Consider the following 22,116-nt stretch of genomic DNA (forward strand, 5'->3'; position numbering starts at 1 on the left):
TCGCGCATCCCGATATCGTTGTAGCCACTCATCATTGCATTCCGATTTGGCAATCCATTGCCTACACTGAAATTTAGGCGCTCTAGACTTCGTACATCGCCCATGCTGTCTTTTGTAGCAGGTCAGAACACGATTCAAAGTATGTTCCGCATTTTGCATTATTCGAATTCTTGTTTGCTTCGGGAGTAAATCATGGAGCATCACTACAAAACATTGAAATTTGCCCCGGTTGATCCAGCCTCGACCTGCGTCAAGGCAGATCGCGGCTATACCGATGTCACATTGAATCATCCAGCACTGTCGGTCATGACCGATTTTCGCCATGCACCAGCGTTCGGTATCGGTGCTGGCATGCCAATCGGTACCGCATTGGAGAAGATGAAGACAGTGGGTGTACGCATGCTGATGGTGACGGATGGAGAGGGCGTGGTACATGGCATTGTGACAGCTGCGGACATTCTGGGTGAGCGAGCCATGATGGCGCTGGAGAAGACGCGCGTAAAACGCGATGAGCTAACCGTGGCCGATGTCATGCATCCAGGCGAAACCTTGTACTCGTTCCGTTTGAATGATGTGCTGAATGCCACGGTGGGAGATTTGATCCAGACCCTGCGCAGCTACGGCTTTCAACATGTATTGGTCACCACGGATGAAAACCAGCAACCGAAAATACGCGGTCTGTTTTCAGCCGCCGAAATTGCCCGGCATCTGAAACAGGATTTCGACCCGATGGTACGCGCCCACAGCTTTGCCGAGCTGGGGCGGATTCTGTTGCGCTCGCTGAAACGGGCAGCGTGAACCCGATACAACCAATCGGTGTCGACGCGATCTGAATACTCCACATCCGACTTCACATCGAACCCGATGCATTGCCGGATAGCTGCCATATGCTCCGTACAATATCCAGCATGGCGGTGATCAACAGATCACCGTCACGCTCGGCAGGCCAGATGAAATGCAGTGGCGCCGTTTTACGAACATTCCCCCACTCAATCACTTCGCCGCGCTGCAACGCTTCCAGCGCCAGCTCTTCCCGCATCAATGACATCCCGACACCCGCTTTTACCAAAGCCAGTGTGGTGCGTTCCTGATCCAGCTCAAACACTTTCTGTGGCGAGATATTGTGCTCGCGGAACAATTCATTGGTCAGTTTGTTATACGAATTGAACTGATTGATCCATACCCATGGCAGTTTGCCGACATCCTTCCAGGTGGCTGCTGCCAAGCGATCACGCCATGCCACTGGCGCAACAACGCGGAATACCAGCTCACGTACAACGATTGCATGCACGTTGACATATGGGTTCTTGCCGATAAAGAAGCCACAATCCAGCTCTTTCTTCCGTACATCATTGAGCACCACACCAGAGATGCTATGTGAGGTTTGCGCATCCAACAGCGGATACCGGCGGTGGATTTCCACCAGAATATCTGCCAGCTTCAGCAGTTCGGGGTCGGTGATGGTACCGATACGTACTTTGCCAGTCAGGTGCCCCTGCAAACCTCGGGCCATGGTGATCAGGCCACGCGCACCAGCCAGAATTACTTCGGCTTCGGGCAGCAACATCTGCCCAGCCTTGGTCAAGGTGACACCACCAGCCGATCGTTCAAACAGGCTGATGCCCATCTCTTCTTCCAGCGCCTTGATCTGTGCCGTCACGGCAGGCTGGGACAAATGCAAAATTTCTGCGGCCTGGGTCAGGTGACCTTGCTGGGCCACTGCCACAAAGGTGCGCAGCTGATAGATTTCCATCCCGCTCACTCCATCAATACTGGTCGGCATGTATCTGCCGTTGTCATGTCAGGTTTGGGGATGATCGAAGTGCAAATATCGATCATCCGCAACTGCAAATATCTGAAAACAAGGCTGAAAGCCTATGCCACACGTTACCGCAATTCACTGCAACCTTGTATCAGCATTATTGATCAGGCGAATCAAATAATGCGATTTGTCCTCAAAAAGGACAGCGCTAACAATCCATTCAGCTTGGCCATGTCGAATTTTTTCTGCGGGGCCAGGTTGGAGAGAAGATAGTCATAACAAGGAGGCTAAGATGGAAAGCACATATGCCGCAGGTGTAGCGCCCCAGGCGTCCCCCCTGTCTGGCGACGAAAAACGCGTCATCTTCGCGTCGTCGCTCGGTACGGTTTTCGAATGGTACGATTTTTATCTATATGGCTCTCTGGCGGCCATTATCAGTAAGCAGTTCTTCGCCGGGGTCAACGAGACAACCGCTTTCATCTTTGCACTGCTCGCCTTTGCTGCCGGCTTTGCAGTCCGCCCGTTCGGGGCATTGGTATTCGGCCGATTGGGTGATTTGATTGGCCGCAAATACACTTTCCTCATCACCATTCTGATCATGGGCCTCTCCACCGCTGTGGTAGGTCTGCTACCTGGCTATGCCACCATTGGCGTAGCCGCGCCGATCATCCTGATCGGACTACGCCTATTACAAGGCTTGGCACTGGGTGGCGAATATGGTGGTGCAGCCACCTATGTTGCCGAACATGCCCCACATGGCAAACGTGGCTTCTTCACCAGCTGGATTCAAACCACCGCCACGTTGGGTCTGTTCCTGTCACTGATGGTAATCTGGATCTGCCGCAACGCATTCGGCAAAGAGACCTTTGAAGCCTGGGGCTGGCGCGTACCATTCCTAGTCTCGATTCTGCTACTCATCGTGTCGGTCTACATTCGCCTTCAATTGAACGAATCCCCTGTGTTCAAGCGCATGAAGGAAGAAGGTAAAGCCTCCAAGGCTCCCATCACGGAATCTTTCGGCCGCTGGGGTAACCTGAAAGTGGTTCTGATATCACTGCTTGGTGGTACGGCAGGTCAGGCAGTGGTCTGGTATACCGGCCAGTTCTACGCCCTGTTCTTCCTGACCAAGACATTGGGGGTCGAACCAGATCGGGCTGACTTGCTGATTGCTGCCTCGCTGGCCATTGGCACGCCATTCTTTATCCTGTTCGGCACGCTGTCAGACCGGATTGGCCGCAAAGGCATCATCATGGCAGGTTGCCTGATTGCCGCTCTGACCTATTTCCCGCTGTTCAAAGCATTGACTCACTATGCCAACCCGGCACTGGAGGCTGCCATTGTCACTTCACCAGTGACGGTGACAGCCGATCCGGCAAGATGCGCCTTCCAGTTTGATCCTATTGGCAAGGCCACCTTCGAGCAGTCATGCGACATTATCAAGTCAGCCTTGGCCAAGAAAGGCATTCCCTATACCAATATCGCGGGGCAGGCAGGAAGTGTTGCCAGCGTGACCATCGGCAGCACCAAGTTGGATAGCTTCGAAGGCGACACTTTGTCCAAGGAGGAATTCAAGACACAGTCCGATGCATTCAACAAGGCCTTGGGTGATGCGCTGAAATCTGCCAATTACCCGGCAAAGGCAGATCCATCGCAAATGGATACCCCGATGGTCATCTTCATCCTGTCCTTGCTGGTGATCTATGTCACCATGGTCTATGGCCCCATTGCCGCCATGCTGGTAGAACTGTTCCCAACCCGCATTCGCTACACATCCATGTCGCTACCGTACCATATCGGTAATGGCTGGTTCGGCGGATTCCTACCCACGGTGGCATTTGCATTGGTGGCTTGGACGGGTGACATCTATTATGGTCTGTGGTATCCGATCATCATCGCTGTCGCCACGTTCATCGTTGGTTCGCTTTTGATGCCGGAGACAAAAGATCGCGATATTTATGCCAATGACTGATTTCTGAATTACATCATCACACGGGGTGCTTGGGCACCCCGTTTTGGTTTATAGTGCGGCGCTGTCATTCCCTGCTACACGCTGTTGTTATCATGAACAAAACCCTGCTTTCTGCTTTGCTTACCCTCTTGTTACTGTTGACTGCCTGCGGTACCGACAAGAACAGCCCGGTTTATCTGCGCAAACAACAGTTCAAAGAGATGCTGCGTACACGCGAGTCACTCCAAGGCATGCTCAATGGTCGCCTCAGCTACGACCCTGACACCTTTCTGAAAACCGCTCAAGCATTGGAAAACCAGTCAGCCCAGCCTTGGCAATGGTTTCATGAAATGCAGGTAGCGGATGACAGCAAGGCCAAACAAGATATCTGGCAGGAAGCACAAGCCTTCAGGGCCGCACAGGATGAATTGACCAAATCGCTGCAGGCATTAACAGTTGCCGCACAGACCAAGCCTAAAGACAAATCACAACTGACACCGACTTTGAAGGGTGTCGAGCAAGCCTGTGCCAGCTGTCACAGCCGGTTCAAGGTGGAATGAGCCAACCACGCTGTTGGCCACAATGAATGCCATTTAATCTGTTTACAGGGCCTACACATGACATCGACCATGGCAATGGCCCCGCTCCAACAAATCGTAACAATACAAGGCATACCTTCTGGGGGAGCGGGCTAACCCAAGCCACCATCTGCCAACTTCTGCAGATTATCGATAATCGCTTGTGCAGTATCACGATTGCCATTGGCCATCACGTGAAACAAATGCTGCAGTACCACCGCAGCGAAGTATTCATGAGGTGGTCGATGCGGTAACGCATCCAACAAATTATGGCTATCCAGCTCTCGGTAAATATCTTCAACACAATGATCAATCGCACGCTCCACATTATCGATCATTTGCGTTTCATGCTCTTGCATCACTTCAAAGATCAAGGCTTCCTGTGCTTCGGTCAATGCAGTGGGTATTGGAGTAGGTTGCTCGCTCATTACTCGTAAATCTTTCCGCAATACAAAAATACGGCAAAACGCTTCCAGGGCGATGCTTCCGACAAGCCCTGGCTGGCGCCCATGTTAGTGGTACTCGCCCAGCGTAACGCCGCTTCAAGAAAATCCTCGATAGTATGATTCTGCCAATCGCAGGCGGTATGTTGCCCTGCCATGACACGATCCTGCTGCAATGCACGGACAAAAGCCAGAAAGGTGGTAACGTCAGTTACCAATTGCAGCTGCTCATGCAGATCCATTGCTGCATCCATTTATCTATGGCCTATTTTGGTTGAAGGAACAAGGCTTGCTGTGCTGGCAGGCTGATTTCACATTGCCTGGACACCTTTGGTGTTTTCATGCTGGGTAATGCCAATGCCACTTTCCACTGCTGGCAGGCTTCCATCGGTAATCTAGTTTTGATTGGACGGGCGGCATAATTCAGCAGCACCAACATGCGGGAATCCCCATGCTGACGCTGGAAAACGAATACTGGCTCATGCGCCTTGCTCAACAAAGTAAAGTTGCCATGAGATAAAGCCGGCACCGTTGAGCGCAATGTGATCAGTTGCCGATAGCGGTTCAACAGCGAATCGGGCTGTTTGTCTTCATTGGCTACGTGATGGGTGGAGTGATTCTCCACCAGCGGGCGGAATGGCTTGCCGGTAGTAAACCCCGCGTTAGCCTCGCCACTCCAGCTCATTGGACCGCGCAGTTCCTGATCGTGATGTTCGACCGGGGTTGCAGCAGACAGGCCAATCTCTTCCCCGTAGTAAAGGAACGGGATGCCCGGCAGACTCAACAAAGTGGCAGCGGCCAGGCTGTAACCCGGCATATCATCGCGAAACTGCTGAAACAGTCGATTACCCGCAAATGCATCATGGTTCGATAACAACGTCCCCATCCTGTCGATGGGTAGCGTTTGTAACATGTAAGGCACATCTGGCATCAAACGACCCATTTTCACGCTTTTGATCAGATGCTTCTGCAAACCGAAAGCAAACGCGCTACCACAAGACTCGTCCACAGAGAAAACTCCTGGGTCTCCTGGTGCCTCACACACCATGTAACGCTTGCCATACTGCTGCAGCAAGGTGTGGATCTGCCCCATGACCCGATGGTTTTCTGGTTGGTTCTCCCATGCAACCGAACTATTTTCCACCAATGTTCCGACTGCATCGAACCGGAAGCCATCCACACCGCGATTCAGCCAGAATTTCAAGTTGTTGAGGTGGAAATCCACCACCGCCGGGTTGCGCAGGTTGAAATCAGGCAGGCTGGCACCAAAAGCCCCGTAGTAAAAGCCTTTGTCCGATTCATACCACGGATCGCCTCCAAAGGCAGTCCAGCCTGTGGGTTTCTCTTGCTGCCATACATACCAGTCGCGATAGGGCGAATCCGTACTGATGCTGGCCAACCCAAACAGCGGGTGTTCAATGGAACTGTGATTGATGACGTAATCGATAATGACGCCGATACCACGCTGATGAGCAGCCGCCAGCAAGCGGTCGAAATCAGCCAAAGTGCCATAGTCGCGCTCAATGTTGCGGTAATTGACCACCGTATAGCCGTGATCATTGTCACTGGAGCGAAACACCGGCATCAGCCAGATCCCTGTCACCCCCAACGACTTCAGGTAATCCAATCGGGAGATCAGACCATTCAAGTCGCCGATGCCATCTCCATCGGAATCCTGATAGGCCCGCACCAGAATTTCCATGAAAACACCACGGCGATGCCAATCGGCCGGTAGTCCACTGTCTTTGGCTTCAATCGCGACCGGCCCCATATCCGGCAGCCCGGGGCTGGCCATGACTTGGCATGCAAACAGGCTGGCGGCAGCAAACAAGGTGGCGGCAAGTCGGGAAATCATGAGGGCTCCTGGATGACCAATCAGATGGCATACCCATATCTAACCCTAAGCAGAACAAAATTTCCTGGCATTTTGTGCGATTCCAGTATTAACCCCTCATTACGGGGCGTGTCGGATCGCTACACCATTCACTCCACGAACCAGGATACAATTTGGCCCCATGTAATCCAGCCAGCTCCATGGCCAGCAAATTATGGCAGGCTGTCACACCCGATCCACACTGGGAGACAACGGTCAGTGGAGAACGATCACCGATCAATGCCTTGAACTCGTGATGCAGCTCCGCCGGTGATTTGAATGTACCGCTGATAGACAGATTGTGCTGGAAGAAACGGCTGACAGCGCCAGGAATATGCCCGGCTACTGGGTCGATCGTCTCATTTTCACCACGATAGCGGTCTGGGCTGCGGGCATCGATTACCAACATCGCATCGCGGTCATCCAGATGCTGCATGACATAATCGGCCGATACCCTTAAAGAGTCCTGCTGAAAACCATGGTGATCTGATTCCGCATAATGAGGAAGCTCTTGTGTCACCAAGCGGTGTTCGGCCAGCCATTTCTGCCATCCCCCATCCAGCACTGCGCAGTTGTAAAGGCCAATCCAACGCATCATCCACCACATCCTTGCCGCATATGGCCCACCCGCATCGTCATATGCAACCAGTGTCTTGTCTGGCGTAACGCCTAGCTTGCGTAACAATTTGCCAAACTCGGCTGGTGTTGGCAGGGGGTGTCGACCATTGTTACCGGTTTTAGGACCCGACAGATCATGGTCCAGATGTAGAAACCGAGCCCCTGGAATATGCGAGGAAATATAGGCCCGCTTCCCTGCTTCCGGGTCAGCTAAATTGTGACGGACATCCAGAATCACCAAATTTGGGGAGCGTAAATGTGCGCCAAGCCATTCAGTGGAAACCAATAATTGTTTTTCCATACAATAACCCCTTGTTTAACATTGTTATTTCAACATTACAGGCCACGTATAATAAGAAGCTGGTCCCCCGATGGCAGTCTTCTTTCATGACCCATACGCTTGATAACCTGAATTTCACCAATCGTTTTGCACGCCTGCCCGATGTATTTTATACACGCCTCGCGCCTACACCGCTACCAGCGCCCTACCCGGTGGCATTCAGCCAAGCTGCTGCAACATTGATCGACTTGTCGGCCAAACAGTTTCACGACCCACAATTTGCAGATTATCTGGCTGGCAACTTACCCCTACCAGGACAAGACACGCTGGCAGCACTGTATGCGGGCCATCAATTTGGCCACTATGTGTCACAGCTGGGCGACGGTCGGGCCATTTGGCTCGGCGAAGTACAGAATGCCCAAGGTGACTATTGGGAATTGCAGCTCAAAGGCGCAGGTGAAACACCTTATTCCAGAATGGGGGATGGCCGCGCGGTATTGCGGTCCTCCATTCGCGAATTCTTGTGCTCGGAAGCGATGTATGGCCTTGGTATACCCACCACCCGTGCATTGAGTATTGTCGGGTCAGATGAACCGGTCTATCGTGAAACACCGGAAACCGCAGCGGTCATATTGCGGATGAGCCCTAGCTTCATTCGTTTCGGCAGCTTCGAAGTGTTCTTTTATCGCAATCAGCATGATCAGATAAAGCAACTGGCTGATTTTGTGATCCATCACTACTACCCTGCTTGTAAAGAGGCCCCCAATCCCTATCAGGCATTTCTGGAAGCCGTCATTGCCCGCACGGCAGACTTGATGGCCGATTGGCAGGCGGTAGGCTTCTGCCATGGTGTAATGAACACCGATAACATGTCGATTTTAGGTCTGACGCTGGACTATGGTCCATTTGGATTCCTGGATGCATTTGATGCCGGCCATATCTGCAATCATTCGGATCACAGCGGCCGTTACGCCTATGACCAGCAACCTGCTGTTGCGTTATGGAATCTACATTGTCTTGCCCAGGCAATGATCACATTACTGGATCGTGACGAAGCGATAGAGGCGTTGCGCCAGTTTCAGCCACACTACGAAACCGCCTATCTGGAGCGTATGGGTCGGAAGCTGGGCCTGGATACTTGGCGAGACGAGGATGACGCACTACTGGTTGACCTGCTCAATCTGATGCAAACCCATCAGATTGACTACACCATCTTCTTCCGTAAATTGTGTGAATTTGATCCTGTAGCCACACGGCACCCCATTCGTGATGAATGCCTGGATCGTGATGCAATCGATGCATGGCTTGCTCGCTATGCAGCACGTCTGCTGCAAACCAGTCAGGCAACAGCGGATCGGCAGGCCCAGATGCGCCGAGTCAATCCCAAGTATGTGCTACGAAACCATTTGGCTGAAATCGCCATTCAAGCTGCCACACGCGATCGCGACTATAGTGAAATTGATCGCCTGCTGAATATCCTCATCGCCCCCTATGACGAACATCCGGGCTTCGAACATTACGCTGACTACCCACCACCTTGGGCACAAACACTGAGTGTCAGCTGTTCCTCTTGATCTGCTCATCCCCGCAGACTGCCTTTACCCTATAAGCAGTCTGTTTTTTGATGCCGTCAAACGGACATCTTCCATATGCATCATGGGCTTGCACTTCCCTGAAAAAATGCCCTGAAACAGTGCGCCAGAGCCAGGCATTCGCCCATACACATTCGTCAATAGCATGATTTATTTGAAAAAATTCTGTGGCATGGATAGTGCTTTGCTATAACAAGAAAAGCGCTGTTTTTTCGCATCAGACGATTTTCACCCAGCGCTTCCAAAACAAACGAATTGTGCATGCCACGGCCGACCAACAAGGCGATGCACAACACCACCGGAGGCTTTATGAGACTTGCCATTACGCATGAGGCTGTATTCAGACATGATACGACGGTGCATCACAGCATCCAGCATTTGCGCCTGACACCACACAGCAGCTTGCTGCGCCGGGTTGTAGACTGGCAACTGGAATTACCGGTGCCAGCCTACAAGAGTATTGATCCTTACGGTAATGTGCTGCACGTCATGACGCTCGACTACCCACATCGCGAAGTCAGGGTCAAAGCGCACGGTGTTGTTGAAACCGCGCCGGAATTTGACACCCGGATCGATAAGCTCCCACCACTGTTTTTTCTTCGGCAAACCGAACTGACTGCACCAGATCTCGCATTACGGGAGTTTGCGGACAATCATCGTCATGATGCAATGACATTGCGTCGCCTGGGGCGTTTAATGGCTGCCATTCGCGATCGGCTTCAATTGGTTGATGACGAGACCGAACCAGCTACCTCCGCGGCACATACCTTTGCGACCGGTGAAGGTACCAGCGGACATTTGACGCAGGTCTTTCTATCCTGCGCACGCTATCTGGGTGCACCCGCACGTTATGTCAGCGGTTATCTCTATTCGCTTGGAGAGCCGACACAGCAAGTCAGTCTGCATGCATGGGCAGAAACCTGGTGTGAAGGCGATTGGCACATATTTGATGTGGCCAATGCGGCCAACAATTTGCCGCACCATCTGAAGCTGGCGATCGGCCTGGACTTTCTGGACGCTTGCCCGATTCATGATGTCCGTAATAGAAAAACCGAAGACGAAATGGACAATGAGGAATGGGAATGGATGGATGAAATGGAATGAGCTGATCGCTTTTCCAAATAACAATGGGCGCCACGGCGCCCATTGTTATTGAGATGCAAACCATTTAACTACGAGCGTACAACATCTTCGCTCCACCACCACGCTCCAGCCAAGCCTTGATCCGGTTCGCATCTGCAAGCCGCGTATACTTACCAGCCGAATCAAGCAGAACAATGACCAATGGGGTATTGGAGATGGTGGCCTGCATCACTAGACACTTCCCAGCTTCATTCAAGAACCCGGTTTTTGATAAGCCAATCTGCCAGTCATCTTCTTTCACCAACGCATTGGTGTTGTTGTAAGCCAACCGGCGACCAGATGGCAGAAACACTTCATATTCCGGGGTGGTGGAATAACGCCGGATCTCCGGGTAATCATAAGCCGCCTGTACCATCATCACCAAGTCTGCAGCCGATGCCACATTCCCGCCGTTCAATCCGGTGGAATCGTAAAACGTCGCATGTTTCATGCCAACCGACAACGCCTTTGCATTCATCTTGCTGACAAATGCGTGTGTTCCACCTGGGTAACTGCGAGCCAATGCCGCCGCCGCACGATTTTCTGAAGACATCAGAGCCAACAGCAGCAACTCAGCACGCGTAAGTGTGGTGCCAACCTGTAAGCGCGAACCGGTATTACGCAACTTGTCTATGTCTTCATCGCTGATGGTCACCAATTCGTCCATTGGTAATTTGGCATCCAATGTGACCATTGCGGTCATTAATTTGGTAATGGAAGCAATAGGCATCGGCGCCTGATTATTTTTCGAGAACAACACTTCACCATTGTTCTCGTTGAACACCACTGCAGAGTTGGAAGCGAGCTGCAACGACTCAGGTACGATATCGTCTGCTTGCAGCTTGTATTTGAACGGTTCATGTGCAACGACCCGCTTGAATGCGCTCCGACTTGCCAAGCTCGCATGGCGAGTCGCGCCCTTACGGCTGGTCTTGGCCGAATACTGCGCCTTACGCTGGGATTTTTTGCTCAGCTTCTTACTAATGGCGGCTTTACGGGCAAGCACTTTCATGCTCTTAGCCGACTTTGTAGACGTTTGTGCCTGTTTGGACTGCGACTTGGGTGCAGCAAATGCTACATCCGGCATGGCCAGCGAGAACGCCAACATGGCGGAGATCCAGGCAGTGGTTCGTTTCAGCATCTCGTTATCTCTCGAAGCGTGATGTTATTCTGCGTGCCGTTTACCCGAACATCTGCCGGAGCACCCATAGGGCGCCATTGCTGGCAAAGCAAAGGTCGCACTGTCAATATAGTCGAATTCTAATACAGCAAACAAAAAAACGTAAACCAATTCAATAGCTAGCGCTGAAATTTAAAGGTCAGCATTAACTTTTGTCACATGCCATTCATCCGATAATAACGGCCACGATTCAAAAAGGTTTACATCAACCCCTTACCACTGGCGATCTCGATTGGCAGCAACACCCACATCCGGCCACGTTGCTTCATCTTGCCAGCCTGCTGGCCTGCTTCCTTGCCAAATCCCCAGAAAAAATCAGCCCGGACTGCACCACGAATGGCACCGCCCGTATCCTGTGCCTGCATCAATCGGTTCAAAGGCCGATCGGTATTTGGCCAGGTAGTCGATAAAAAGACCGGTACACCCAATGGAATGAATTTGGGATCAACTGCGATACTAGCTGTATCAGTCAATGGCACACCCAATGCGCCTTGCGGGCCACCTTCTTTATTAGGTGTGACACGGAAAAACACATAACTAGGGTTGGAATTCAAAATCTCATCCAACTTGTCTGGGTTCTGTTGAGCCCATGCCTGAATCGCCTGCATTGAAGCTTGCCCAGGTTGCAGCTCACCATGATCGATCAAGGTTCTACCAATCGCACGATATGGAAAACCATTCTGATCAGCATAGTTGACGCGCATCATCTTGCCACTGGGCAGCTTGATGCGGCCTGAACCTTGTATTTGCAAAAAAAAGGCCTCAACGGCATCGTCTACCCAGGCGATTTCCTTACCGTGTAAACGTGCTCGCCCATTTTCAATCTGTTCTCGTGAGTAATATGGCACCACTTTGCGGCCTTCGATGCGGCCACGTAAGCGCATGCCCTTCAATTCGGGATAGACTTCGCTCAGATCGATCACCATCAAGTCATCCGGTACGCCATATAGCGGAAACTGATATTTGCCTGCCTTCACCTCACTACCATTCAACAAGGGCTCATAGTAGCCAGTGATCAAACCTTCCGTCCCCCCATCCGCGTTGGCAACACGCATAGGTACGAATCGGCTTTCATAAAAACGCCGCATGGCCGGACCATCACGCCGATCCACCAATTTGGCTGCCTCACACACCTCGGCCCATCCGGCACGTTTACTGATTGCCCGACAGGATTGCATGAATGCCTCAAAACTGGGTGCCAGGAAGTCCCCCGGCCAACCCGCCATATCATTCCAACTGACACGCTGCAATGTTGGAGTCGGCGTAGTGGGTTCCGGTTTTGTTTCGGGTTTTGGCTCAATTTGTGGACAGGGGCAAAGTGGTTGCGTCTGGGTTTGTGGCAAGGAAGCCGGTGGTATTGGGGGCAACGCCTTATCAGGTCGTTGTACAGGCTCTACTGCCGCACACCCGACCAAGCCAACCACAACCATCGTCATCCACCACCTGCGCCACATACTCACTCCACCCTTGTATTGAAGAAAACGTCTGATTCGAACTTTGTTGGATCACTGCATGTCGATCCAATCCCGCGCCAATCGATGGAAACTTGCATTTCACATAAGTTCCAAAATATGGCGGCTTTCAACCTCAACCATGCACACCAGTAGAAGTTGCCATACGCCAATTTATTGCGTAGTTCAAAACAAACACGCCGCTCAAGAGCGGCGTGTCGTGATGATGGATGCCAGCGGGGACTGAGTTTACATCGAAATACTGCCGCTGACCTCGATCGCAGCACCGTTAATGTAACTTGCTTCATCCGATGCCAGGAAAGCATAGACGTTGGCGATTTCTTCGGGCTTGCCTAAACGACGCAACGCAACACGTTCTTCCATCGCCGCAATGACCTTTTCCGGCATGGAACTGAGAATGCTGGTAGCGATGAAACCTGGACACACTGCATTCACTCGTACACCTTTTGGTCCCAACTCTTTCGCCCAGGTTTTGGTAAAACCAATCACACCGAATTTTGCTGCAGCATAATTGGTCTGGCCAAAATTGCCATACAATCCCACTACCGACGATGCATTCAGGATGACACCATTTCCCTGTTCCACCAGAATGTCCACCACCGCACGTGCACAGTTATAGACACCTTTCAGATTGATGTCGATGACACGATCAAACTGTTCATCCGTCATCTTTTGCAGGCGGGCATCTGCCACGATACCTGCATTGTTCACCAAGGTGTCGACACGACCATGTTTCTCCTTCACTGCAGCCACCATGTCGGCAATCTGTTGACGATCAGTCACGTTGACCACATGCCCTTCAGCCTTACCACCTGCAGCACGGATCTCCTCAACCACGCCTGCAACCGCATCCAGATTCAGATCGCATACGATCACTGTCGCCCCTTCTGCGGCAAACTTCAACGCGGTGGCTTTACCAATGCCATTGGCTGCACCGGTAATGATCGAAATTTTCCCATTGAGTCTCATTGTATTCTTCCCTCAAAAAGCCGTTCCACACTGGCGCGCACCACAAAAACTGCATCAGTGGCACCGTTGGGAATCCACTGACCCGGGCATCGACGCCTCCAGTCATCTTGCTGCATTGCAGCTATTTGGCATGGCGCAAAGCAGCGCTATGGTGGTCGGCTACGCTGACGCGAGTCGGGTATTGTTATGTGCTGAGTATTCTGCTTTGCGATGTACTACCGTTCTTGGCAGCACGGCACCGGTTCGTGATTATTTTTCCGGGTCATGCATTCTGGATAGTAGCTTTTGAATTATATCGCAATGCAAAATAAACCCCTACACAATATCCGAACATACAAATAGGAAAAGGCCGCGAACGCGGCCTTTTTTCACTGCTTGCAATGCAATATCAGGTGCAATGCCTCATTTGAGTTTTACTCAATACCCTGACTGGATAGATATTCTTCATATCCACCTGTGTAATGAACGAAGTTGCCATCACCTTTGAGTTCCAGCACCTGCGTTGCCAGTGACGACACGAACTGACGGTCATGCGATACGAAAATCAACGTACCCTTGTACATATCCAGTGCCAAGTTCAGCGATTCAATGGACTCCATATCCATGTGGTTGGTCGGCTCATCCATCACCAAAACATTGGTGCGTTCCAGCATCAATTTACCGTATAACATGCGGCCCTTCTCCCCACCGGACAACACCCGCACACATTTCTTCACATCATCGCCAGAGAACAACAAACGGCCCAGAATACCGCGAATAACCTGATCATCGTCACCAGATTGCCCCCATTGCTTCATCCAATCGAATACATTGAGGTCCGTATCGAAATCAGCTGCGTGATCTTGTGCAAAATAACCGATTTGTGCCTTTTCCGCCCATTTGACCATTCCGTGCTTAGGCGCCAGTTCACCGACCAAGGTACGAACGAAGGTCGTCTTACCCACGCCGTTCCCACCGATGACAGCCAGCTTCTGACCGGCTTCCAGAATCAGGTTCAGATTGTTGAACAGCACAGTGTCAAAGCCATTGCTGACACTATCCATTTCAAAAGCCTGACGATGTAACTTCTGCTTGTCTTCCAGCTCGAAACGAATGAAGGGGTTTTGTCGACTTGAGGGCTTCACCTCCACCATTTCAGACTTGATCTTGTCCGCCAGCTTCAAACGCGACGTCGCTTGACGTGCCTTGGACTTGTTAGCCGCAAAACGGGCCGCAAATGCATTCAGCTCAGCAATTCGTTCCTTGGCGCGGGCATTAGCGGAAACCTGCCGATCGCGTGCTTGCATGCTCGCTTCCATATAATCGTCGTAGTTACCCGGGTAGACACGGATCGTGTTGTAGTCCAGATCCGCAATGTGGGTACACACTTCGTTCAGGAAGTGACGATCGTGTGAGATGATGACAATTGTCGACTCACGCTCGTTTAACACGTGCTCCAGCCAGCGAATAGTATTGATATCCAGGTTGTTGGTCGGCTCATCCAGCAAAAGTACGTCTGGATTGGAGAACAAGGCCTGTGCAAGCAATACACGTAACTTCCAGCCAGGTGCGACTTCACTCATCGGACCAAAGTGCTGTTCAACCGGAATGCCAGCCCCGAGCAATAAACTGCCGGCACGTGCCTCCGCATCGTAACCGCCCATTTCACCAAACTTCACTTCCAGTTCGGCGGCACGCATGTAGTCTTCTTCTGTTGCATCAGGATTGGCGTAGATCGCGTCCTTTTCTTGCATGGTGCTCCAGAGTTCGTCATGGCCTTGCAATACCACATCAATCACACGCTGATCCTCATAGGCAAATTGATCCTGCTTCAACTTGCCCAAACGCACGCCCGGGTCCAGCGACACGTTGCCAGCGGTCGATTCCAGATCGCCCCCCATGATCTTCATGAAAGTCGATTTGCCGCAGCCATTGGCACCGATCAAACCATAGCGGTTACCGTCGCCAAATTTGATGGATACGTTTTCGAACAGCGGCTTCGCGCCAAATTGCATGGTAATGTTGGAGGTGGTGATCACGTCGTTTAACCTGTTCCTGTATTATTCGGCAGCCCTAGCACGGCCGCCAGCATTTACGCAAACTACTGATTTTACCATAGCATTCCGCTAACTTCCGCCCTTGACTCCCGTATCAGATCAATGCCCGCGCATACTCCACGCTCAAGCATGAATCGGGTAAACTACCTCTTTTTGTGTAACCGGTAGGATCAACCATGCTTAAAGGTAGTTTGGTCGCCATCGTCACCCCGATGCTTGAGGACGGCAGCCTGGATTTTGACGGCTTGCGGCGCTTGATCGACTTTCATGTCGAACAAGGCAGTGACGGCCTGGTCGTCGTCGGTACCACTGGAGAATCACCCACGGTCTCGGTCGAAGAGCATGTCGAGCTGATCCGCGTCACCGTTGAACACACTGCCGGACGCCTGCCGGTAATCGCGGGTACTGGTGCCAACTCTACTCGCGAAGCCATTGAACTCGCCAGTGAAGCCAAGCGCGTCGGCGCAAATATGTCCTTGTCTGTTGTCCCCTACTACAACAGACCAACACAAGAAGGCCTTTATCTGCATTTCAAAACCATTGCCGAAGCGGTGGATATCCCAGTCATTCTGTACAACGTGCCTGGCCGGACAGTTGCTGACATGAACAACGACACCACGCTACGTCTGGCACAAATTCCAAATATTGTCGGTATTAAAGATGCTACCGGCAATCTGGAGCGCTGTACTGATCTGGTCAAACGTGCCCCTACCAATTTCGCCCTGTATACCGGCGACGATGGTACGGCATTGGCCTTCATGTTGCTGGGTGGCCATGGTGTCATTACCGTTACTGGCAATGTCGCTCCCAAATTGATGCATGAGCTTTGCGAAAAAGCACTGGCAGGTGATATTGCCGGTGCCCGCACCATCAATGATCGCCTACAAGGGTTACACAAGCATTTGTTTGTTGAAGCCAACCCAATCCCGGTCAAGTGGGCAGCACAGCAGATGGGGCTGATCAAAAGTGGTATCCGCCTGCCGTTGACGCCTTTATCGACCAGCAACCATCAAGTTGTCAAACAGGCGTTACGAGATGCAGGTATTGAACTTTAACGGGTAACAGGCATCATCCATCAACGTAACATGTAATTCAGCAGCGTTCTGTAAAATGTCTGACGATAAGGCTGTAGATATTGCCTGCATACACAGGGGAAGCGAGTATCACCGCAAGCAGCCTTGATCAGATGTTTTGCCAATGATTTCGCAGAAATTCAAGGAAATGGCATGAAGACAACACAGCTGGCCGCCAGCCTCACTGCGGCTTGCCTCATTGCAGCCTGCAGCACACCGATCGAGACCAAGAAGATCGATTACCGCAACCCAAACAACGAGAATAACGCTACTCGATCATTGGAAGTACCGCCGGATTTGACCTCCGTGCAATCAGACAATACCTATTCGATTCCACAGGCCGCCAGTTCGACCAGTGGTAGTACCCCAGCCAATACGGTAGCAAATTCGAACGCTACTGCTGTATTGCCGGATTCGAATGACGCACGTATCGAACGTCAGGGAAATCAACGATGGCTGGTAATCAACCGCCCAGCAGATCAAGTCTGGAAGGAGGTTCAGGAATTCTGGAAAAACCAGGGCTTTACTGTTGCAGCAGAAAACCCCGCAACCGGTATTCTGGAAACAGACTGGCAGGAAAATCGCGCCAAATTGCCGCAAGACATTATCCGCCGAACAATCGGCAAGGTACTGGATGGCCTGTATTCCACCGGTGAGCGTGACAAGTTTCGCACACGACTGGAAAAGGGCGCCCAAGCAGGTACAACAGAGGTGTACATTACCCATCGCGGCATGATCGAAGTTTTTGAAAATGCAGCCAAGGATCGCACCATCTGGCAACCCCGAGCAGCCGATCCCGAACTCGAAACTGAAATGCTGACATTGCTACAGCAACGCTTTACAAGCGTACCTACGGGCACAGACAAGGCAGTATCGGCAACAACTAAGGCAATAGTGCCAACGACAACGGAGGCCACGACGAAGCCTGCCAATGCAATGCTGGTAGCAGACAATCTGATTGTCTTGGACAGCTTTGATCGTGCATGGCGGCGGATTGGCCTAGGACTGGATCGTAGTGGTTTTACCGTAATCGACCGTGATCGACTGCACGGCATTTATTACATCCGATATGCAGACCCAGATGCCAAACGCAAAAGCAGTGGGTGGACATCAATCTTTTCAAGCGACAAGGGAACACAAGCGGAAGACTATCGCCTTGAAGTCACCGAAGCTGGTAGCAAATCGGCTATTCGCGTGCTAGATAAAAATGGCAAGGAAGACCGCTCCGAAACGGCACGGCGCATTCTGCAGCTATTGGTTGAGCAACTCAAATAATGATTCGCTTTGCCTCGCTGGGCAGCGGTAGCGAAGGCAATGCCCTGATCATCGAACGCAATCGAACCCGCCTTCTACTGGATTGTGGGTTCGGTTTGCGTGATATAACCACTAGACTCGCCCGCTCAGGCTTGTCCCCAGCTGATATCTCCGCCATCGTCATCACACACGAACATTCAGATCACATGAACGGTATCGCACCGTTGGCCAGGCGATTCCAGATCCCCGTTTATGCAAGCTTTGGCACATTCAGCGCTGCCGCAAAGATGGCACAAGCTCTCCCGTCACTCCGACCGTATGACAGTCATGACACCTTTGAGATCGGTGATTTACAAATCATGCCCTTCCCTGTCCCGCATGATGCACGGGAGCCCACTCAACATGTTTTCAGCGATGGCCAATATCGCCTCGGCGTACTGACTGATGTCGGCCATATCACACCACTGATCGAAACCACACTTTCTGGATGTCACGCCCTGGTTCTGGAATGCAACCATGATCTATCCATGCTATCAAATGGTCCTTATCCTTACCCTCTCAAACAGCGGGTAGCCGGAAAATTTGGGCATCTGAGCAATGAACAAGCTGCAACGCTCCTGCAGACGATTGATACACGCCCACTGCAACATATTCTGGCAGCACACTTGAGCAAAACGAACAATCATTCCATGCTTGCAGCAACAGCGCTGGCCTCTGCTCTGGATTGCTCTACAGACTGGATAGGAATCGCCACTCAAGACACAGGGTTCGACTGGCGGCAGATTGGATAAACGGCGCTCACGTCAGTAATTTTGGCGCCATTGATGTGTCATGACAGGGATGGAATCAGACCGTGACCGTTCAAGGTAGCAAAAAACTAAAAGGGACACATCGCACCCAAAATCAACTGAGGCATCGGCTCGTACTTCCCCACACAACCAAAACAAAAGCCGACCATTACTGATCGGCTTTTCTTGCTCGGCAAGAGAAGTAAGATTACTTCTTCTCTTCAGCAGGAGCAGCGGGTGCAGCAGCAGCGTCAGCAGCAGGTGCGGCCGGTGCAGCAGCAGCATCAGCCGGAGCGGCCGGTGCAGCAGCAGCATCAGCAGCAGGTGCGGCCGGTGCAGCAGCGTCAGCAGCAGGTGCGGGTGCAGCAGCAGGTGCTTCAGCAGCAGGCGCGGTAGCAGCAGCGTCAGCAGCAGGAGCTTCTTCTTTTTTACCGCAGGCGGTCAGAGCAACAGCCAGCAGAGCAGCAGCGAGGAGCGAGTGTTTCATTTATTTTTACCCTTAACAAAGTTAAGCAAGTCAAACAATTAAAACCTGCCGTACTTTTAACCGGCGGTCTTAGTTTTAGTCGTATTCGATCATGGGCCGACCGACTGCGTGATTCTAGCAGGTTTTTTCAAAATATCCAGCGATATTGCATAGGAATGTGCTATTGCAATATACAAGAAAACCCAATAGGAACGTGGCTTAACCAACTATGAACCGAGCTGCAGATATCCACATTGGTACCAGTCATAAAGTAGCTCGCACAAACTGTCGGAAAACGATGTCACATTCAGTTTCCGTTCATTTGCAAGCTGCTTCAGCATTCCTTCATCTTCGGACTCGAAACAAACATTTTCCCCATTCAGGAATAAAGAATTTCCGCAATACAACATCTGCGACTTCAGATCCAGCACAACCCCGTGTGTACCCAGCACAGCCACGAACTCGTCATAATCAACAGGATCATCTGGCACATCAAAAATAACATGTGACTTCGGCTCGGACAAATAGCCCCCCAGAAAACCACTTACCGTATCCCGATTCCATTGAATTTGCCGCAACATTGTCATCATACGATCAATCATTACCGAGCTGATTCGAGCCGGATCATGCTGGCAGATCAAATCCGGATCACCATACATTCCATCCAAGACCAATTGATCTTGAAGATAAGTCAAAAACTGCATCGATAACTCTTGTGCACTAGGTGCTCGAAAACCAATCGAATATGTCATTCCAGGCTCAAGTGCTACCCCGTTATGGGCGTATTGAGGTGGTAGGTAAAGCATATCCCCCGGCTCCAATAGCCATTCTTGCTCTGGCTCAAAGTGCTTAAGAATGCGTAATGGCGCATCTTCAATAAAAGATTGGTCCGATTGCGCACTAATCTGCCACTGCTTACGTCCACCAGCCTGCAAGAGAAATACATCATAGGAATCAAAATGTGGCCCCACCCCCCCGCCTGCAGTCGCATAGCTCACCATAAGATCATCCAATCTGGCGTAAGGGATAAAATTGAAGCGATAGAACAACTCAGCAGCATCTGGCAAAAAGTGGTTGAGATTACTCACTAACAAGCTCCAGTTCCCTTGCTGCCAATATTTGAGCTGACGCTTGTCAAATGGTCCATGCCCCAATTGCCACATACCTTTATCGTGACGGACGATGCGTGATACAGCATCCTCCCGACACGCGAGTTCATCCAGCCCCGCCGGATCAATCATTCCAGCAAACGCCGGTACAGCCTGCCTAACAAGAAGAGGCTTCTTTTGCCAATATTCGGCAAGAAATTGCTCGGCACTCAAGCCACCCAACAGTTGCATCAATACTGACTCCATCATTAATAATTGACTGTAATTCTATCATTGGGCGGTTTGTCATTTTGAACTCAACCTTACTCGGGCGGACATTGCCGCCTATCGAAATAACCTGCTATCCTGCTGATACCACACATGAATCCACATAATTTCCGCTCCTGCAACTTGCCCGCCTGTCTCGAAAGGCGGCATACAAGGTAACGTTGTGGTTTACAATGGCACAAACTTCGCCCCGCTGCCTTCTGGTATCGGTTCGCGTAGCCCTATTTTTTCTGCAAGGAATCCCTTCATGCAAATTACCAAAGATACTGTCGTTTCATTGCATTACGAAATGTACGACAGTGAGAACCAGCTTGTTGACAAGACCGAAGAACCGATCAGCTATCTGCATGGCGGGTATGACAACATTATTCCCAAGCTTGAAGAAGCGCTGCATGGAAAGTCAGTTGGCGACAAACTGGATGTCCCTATGGAGCCGGATGACGCTTTTGGCGAATATGATCCCACACTGGTTCGCATGGAGTCTGCCGATGCATTCCCAGAAGAAGTGCAAGTTGGCATGATGTTTGAATCAGATGACGCAGAAACCGGCGAAACCATTCTGTTCCGCGTGACGGATATTGCTGATGGCAAGGTGGTGGTAGATGGTAACCACCCACTGGCTGGCAAACGTGTTCTATTCAAATGTACAGTGACAGAAGTACGCACCGCTTCCAAGGAAGAAATCTCTCACGGCCATGCACATGGCCCACATGGTCATCATCACTGATACCGGATTTTCTTGCCCCAAAGGCCAGCATTGCTGGCCTTTTTCATTGGGATGACATTACTGTCTACATCAATGATCTACGTTGGTGCGGCAGAGAAAAATACAATGGGCCCACCGCTGGTCAAACCAAGGTTGAAAGATGGCGGCACAGCCACGAGCATTGCTGTCGTTTCAGGATCTGAACGATGCTCATAACGCTGTTGTACTGCAACCTCTTCGGTGCGAATGATTTCGTGAAGCACCTCAATCTCCTTTAAACCTTTAAGCAGCTTTGGATTCGAAGCAAATAACAGCGCAATCGTGTCACACTGGGGATGCATGCCCACCACCTCAACCCGCCCATCTTCGGCAGTGCGCAAATTGACCGCTGGTGGAATACCGACATCCGCTTCGGCCAGTTGCTCAGCAGCATATGCACCATATGTCTGCAAGGCCATTGCCGCCTTTTGCCGAACATCATGTAAACATAAGTGCCCTCGCTTGATATCGCCCAATAATCTAATCACGCCCTCAATGGCCGCAGCTTCGGTCAATGTAGCGCTATTGTCGCAACCCATCT

The 22,116-nt window shown here is 51.3% G+C and carries 22 protein-coding genes; 10 read left to right on the plus strand and 12 right to left on the minus strand.

Going from position 1 to position 22,116, the window contains the following annotated elements; translation table 11 throughout:
* Positions 1-192: 192 nt before the first annotated feature.
* Positions 193-798 (plus strand): CBS domain-containing protein, encoded by a 606-nt coding sequence (locus FFS57_RS16805; protein WP_137938974.1) that lies wholly within the window; start codon positions 193-195, stop codon positions 796-798.
* A gap of 52 nt (positions 799-850) precedes the next feature.
* On the opposite strand, the gene FFS57_RS16810 is transcribed toward FFS57_RS16805, so the two are convergent.
* Complete coding sequence (locus FFS57_RS16810; protein ID WP_137938975.1) at positions 851-1,753, minus strand: LysR family transcriptional regulator; 903 nt, start codon at positions 1,751-1,753, stop codon at positions 851-853.
* Between the two features lie 301 nt (positions 1,754-2,054).
* Here FFS57_RS16810 and FFS57_RS16815 point away from each other — a divergent pair, with 301 nt between their 5' ends.
* Both FFS57_RS16815 and FFS57_RS16820 read left to right on the plus strand, forming a co-directional pair.
* Complete coding sequence (locus tag FFS57_RS16815; RefSeq protein ID WP_137938976.1) at positions 2,055-3,731, plus strand: MFS transporter; 1,677 nt, start codon at positions 2,055-2,057, stop codon at positions 3,729-3,731.
* Positions 3,732-3,823: 92 nt separating this feature from the next.
* Positions 3,824-4,270, plus strand: coding sequence for a c-type cytochrome (locus FFS57_RS16820; protein ID WP_137938977.1), 447 nt, complete (start codon positions 3,824-3,826; stop codon positions 4,268-4,270).
* A 131-nt stretch (positions 4,271-4,401) separates the two neighbouring features.
* Here FFS57_RS16820 and FFS57_RS16825 read toward each other — a convergent pair whose 3' ends face one another.
* From FFS57_RS16825 to FFS57_RS16840, 4 genes are all read right to left on the minus strand, one after another.
* Positions 4,402-4,716, minus strand: coding sequence for a hypothetical protein (locus tag FFS57_RS16825; RefSeq protein WP_137938978.1), 315 nt, complete (start codon positions 4,714-4,716; stop codon positions 4,402-4,404).
* Positions 4,716-4,985: a DUF7660 family protein gene (locus tag FFS57_RS16830; protein ID WP_249384035.1), complete on the minus strand. Its 270-nt coding sequence runs from the start codon at positions 4,983-4,985 to the stop codon at positions 4,716-4,718. The genes FFS57_RS16825 and FFS57_RS16830 overlap by 1 nt, the downstream gene beginning before the upstream one ends.
* Positions 4,986-4,996: 11 nt before the next feature.
* Complete coding sequence (locus tag FFS57_RS16835) at positions 4,997-6,586, minus strand: alpha-amylase family glycosyl hydrolase (protein WP_137938980.1); 1,590 nt, start codon at positions 6,584-6,586, stop codon at positions 4,997-4,999.
* A gap of 88 nt (positions 6,587-6,674) precedes the next feature.
* On the minus strand, positions 6,675-7,523 hold the full coding sequence (locus FFS57_RS16840) for a sulfurtransferase (RefSeq protein WP_137938981.1): 849 nt from the start codon (positions 7,521-7,523) through the stop codon (positions 6,675-6,677).
* Between the two features lie 86 nt (positions 7,524-7,609).
* Between FFS57_RS16840 and FFS57_RS16845 the strand changes: the two genes are divergently transcribed.
* Together FFS57_RS16845 and FFS57_RS16850 are read left to right on the plus strand one after the other, a co-directional pair.
* Complete coding sequence (locus FFS57_RS16845) at positions 7,610-9,076, plus strand: protein adenylyltransferase SelO (protein ID WP_137938982.1); 1,467 nt, start codon at positions 7,610-7,612, stop codon at positions 9,074-9,076.
* 327 nt (positions 9,077-9,403) lie between these two features.
* Positions 9,404-10,198, plus strand: a complete 795-nt coding sequence (locus FFS57_RS16850; RefSeq protein WP_171014019.1) for a transglutaminase family protein — start codon at positions 9,404-9,406, stop codon at positions 10,196-10,198.
* A gap of 64 nt (positions 10,199-10,262) precedes the next feature.
* Here the strand turns inward: FFS57_RS16850 and pbpG are convergent, their stop codons facing one another.
* The 3 genes from pbpG to fabG all read right to left on the minus strand — a co-directional run bounded on the left by pbpG (position 10,263) and on the right by fabG (position 13,837).
* A complete protein-coding gene (gene pbpG, locus FFS57_RS16855) occupies positions 10,263-11,357 on the minus strand; it encodes a D-alanyl-D-alanine endopeptidase (RefSeq protein ID WP_137938984.1) in 1,095 nt (364 codons plus the stop codon).
* Positions 11,358-11,596: 239 nt separating this feature from the next.
* The gene (gene mltA / locus FFS57_RS16860) at positions 11,597-12,850 is read right to left on the minus strand and encodes a murein transglycosylase A (protein ID WP_502705922.1); all 1,254 of its coding nucleotides are present in this window, start codon (positions 12,848-12,850) and stop codon (positions 11,597-11,599) included.
* Between the two features lie 246 nt (positions 12,851-13,096).
* Positions 13,097-13,837: a 3-oxoacyl-ACP reductase FabG gene (gene fabG / locus FFS57_RS16865; protein WP_137938985.1), complete on the minus strand. Its 741-nt coding sequence runs from the start codon at positions 13,835-13,837 to the stop codon at positions 13,097-13,099.
* On the opposite strand from fabG, the gene FFS57_RS16870 reads away from it, so the two are divergent.
* A complete protein-coding gene (locus tag FFS57_RS16870; RefSeq protein WP_137938986.1) occupies positions 13,827-14,126 on the plus strand; it encodes a hypothetical protein in 300 nt (99 codons plus the stop codon). The two genes, fabG and FFS57_RS16870, sit on opposite strands and share 11 nt — an antisense overlap.
* 124 nt (positions 14,127-14,250) lie before the next feature.
* Here the strand turns inward: FFS57_RS16870 and FFS57_RS16875 are convergent, their stop codons facing one another.
* The gene (locus tag FFS57_RS16875) at positions 14,251-15,855 is read right to left on the minus strand and encodes an ABC-F family ATPase (protein ID WP_137938987.1); all 1,605 of its coding nucleotides are present in this window, start codon (positions 15,853-15,855) and stop codon (positions 14,251-14,253) included.
* 194 nt (positions 15,856-16,049) lie between these two features.
* On the opposite strand from FFS57_RS16875, the gene dapA reads away from it, so the two are divergent.
* From dapA to FFS57_RS16890, 3 genes are all read left to right on the plus strand, one after another.
* Positions 16,050-16,928 (plus strand): 4-hydroxy-tetrahydrodipicolinate synthase, encoded by an 879-nt coding sequence (gene dapA, locus FFS57_RS16880; RefSeq protein WP_137938988.1) that lies wholly within the window; start codon positions 16,050-16,052, stop codon positions 16,926-16,928.
* 171 nt (positions 16,929-17,099) lie between these two features.
* The gene (gene bamC, locus FFS57_RS16885) at positions 17,100-18,221 is read left to right on the plus strand and encodes an NlpB/DapX family lipoprotein (RefSeq protein ID WP_137938989.1); all 1,122 of its coding nucleotides are present in this window, start codon (positions 17,100-17,102) and stop codon (positions 18,219-18,221) included.
* The gene (locus FFS57_RS16890) at positions 18,221-18,991 is read left to right on the plus strand and encodes an MBL fold metallo-hydrolase (RefSeq protein ID WP_349306746.1); all 771 of its coding nucleotides are present in this window, start codon (positions 18,221-18,223) and stop codon (positions 18,989-18,991) included. Before bamC ends, FFS57_RS16890 begins: the two co-directional genes overlap by 1 nt.
* Before the next feature lie 205 nt (positions 18,992-19,196).
* Here FFS57_RS16890 and FFS57_RS16895 read toward each other — a convergent pair whose 3' ends face one another.
* Both FFS57_RS16895 and FFS57_RS16900 read right to left on the minus strand, forming a co-directional pair.
* A complete protein-coding gene (locus FFS57_RS16895) occupies positions 19,197-19,475 on the minus strand; it encodes a hypothetical protein (protein ID WP_137938990.1) in 279 nt (92 codons plus the stop codon).
* 206 nt (positions 19,476-19,681) lie between these two features.
* Positions 19,682-20,794: a cupin domain-containing protein gene (locus FFS57_RS16900; protein ID WP_249384036.1), complete on the minus strand. Its 1,113-nt coding sequence runs from the start codon at positions 20,792-20,794 to the stop codon at positions 19,682-19,684.
* A gap of 283 nt (positions 20,795-21,077) precedes the next feature.
* Between FFS57_RS16900 and FFS57_RS16905 the strand changes: the two genes are divergently transcribed.
* Positions 21,078-21,557 (plus strand): FKBP-type peptidyl-prolyl cis-trans isomerase, encoded by a 480-nt coding sequence (locus tag FFS57_RS16905; RefSeq protein ID WP_137938991.1) that lies wholly within the window; start codon positions 21,078-21,080, stop codon positions 21,555-21,557.
* 77 nt (positions 21,558-21,634) lie between these two features.
* Here the strand turns inward: FFS57_RS16905 and FFS57_RS16910 are convergent, their stop codons facing one another.
* Complete coding sequence (locus FFS57_RS16910) at positions 21,635-22,114, minus strand: hypothetical protein (protein ID WP_171014020.1); 480 nt, start codon at positions 22,112-22,114, stop codon at positions 21,635-21,637.
* Between the last annotated feature and the right edge of the window lie 2 nt (positions 22,115-22,116).

The sequence above is a fragment of the Chitinivorax sp. B genome, assembly GCF_005503445.1.
In the GTDB taxonomy this organism is placed as follows: domain Bacteria; phylum Pseudomonadota; class Gammaproteobacteria; order Burkholderiales; family SCOH01; genus Chitinivorax.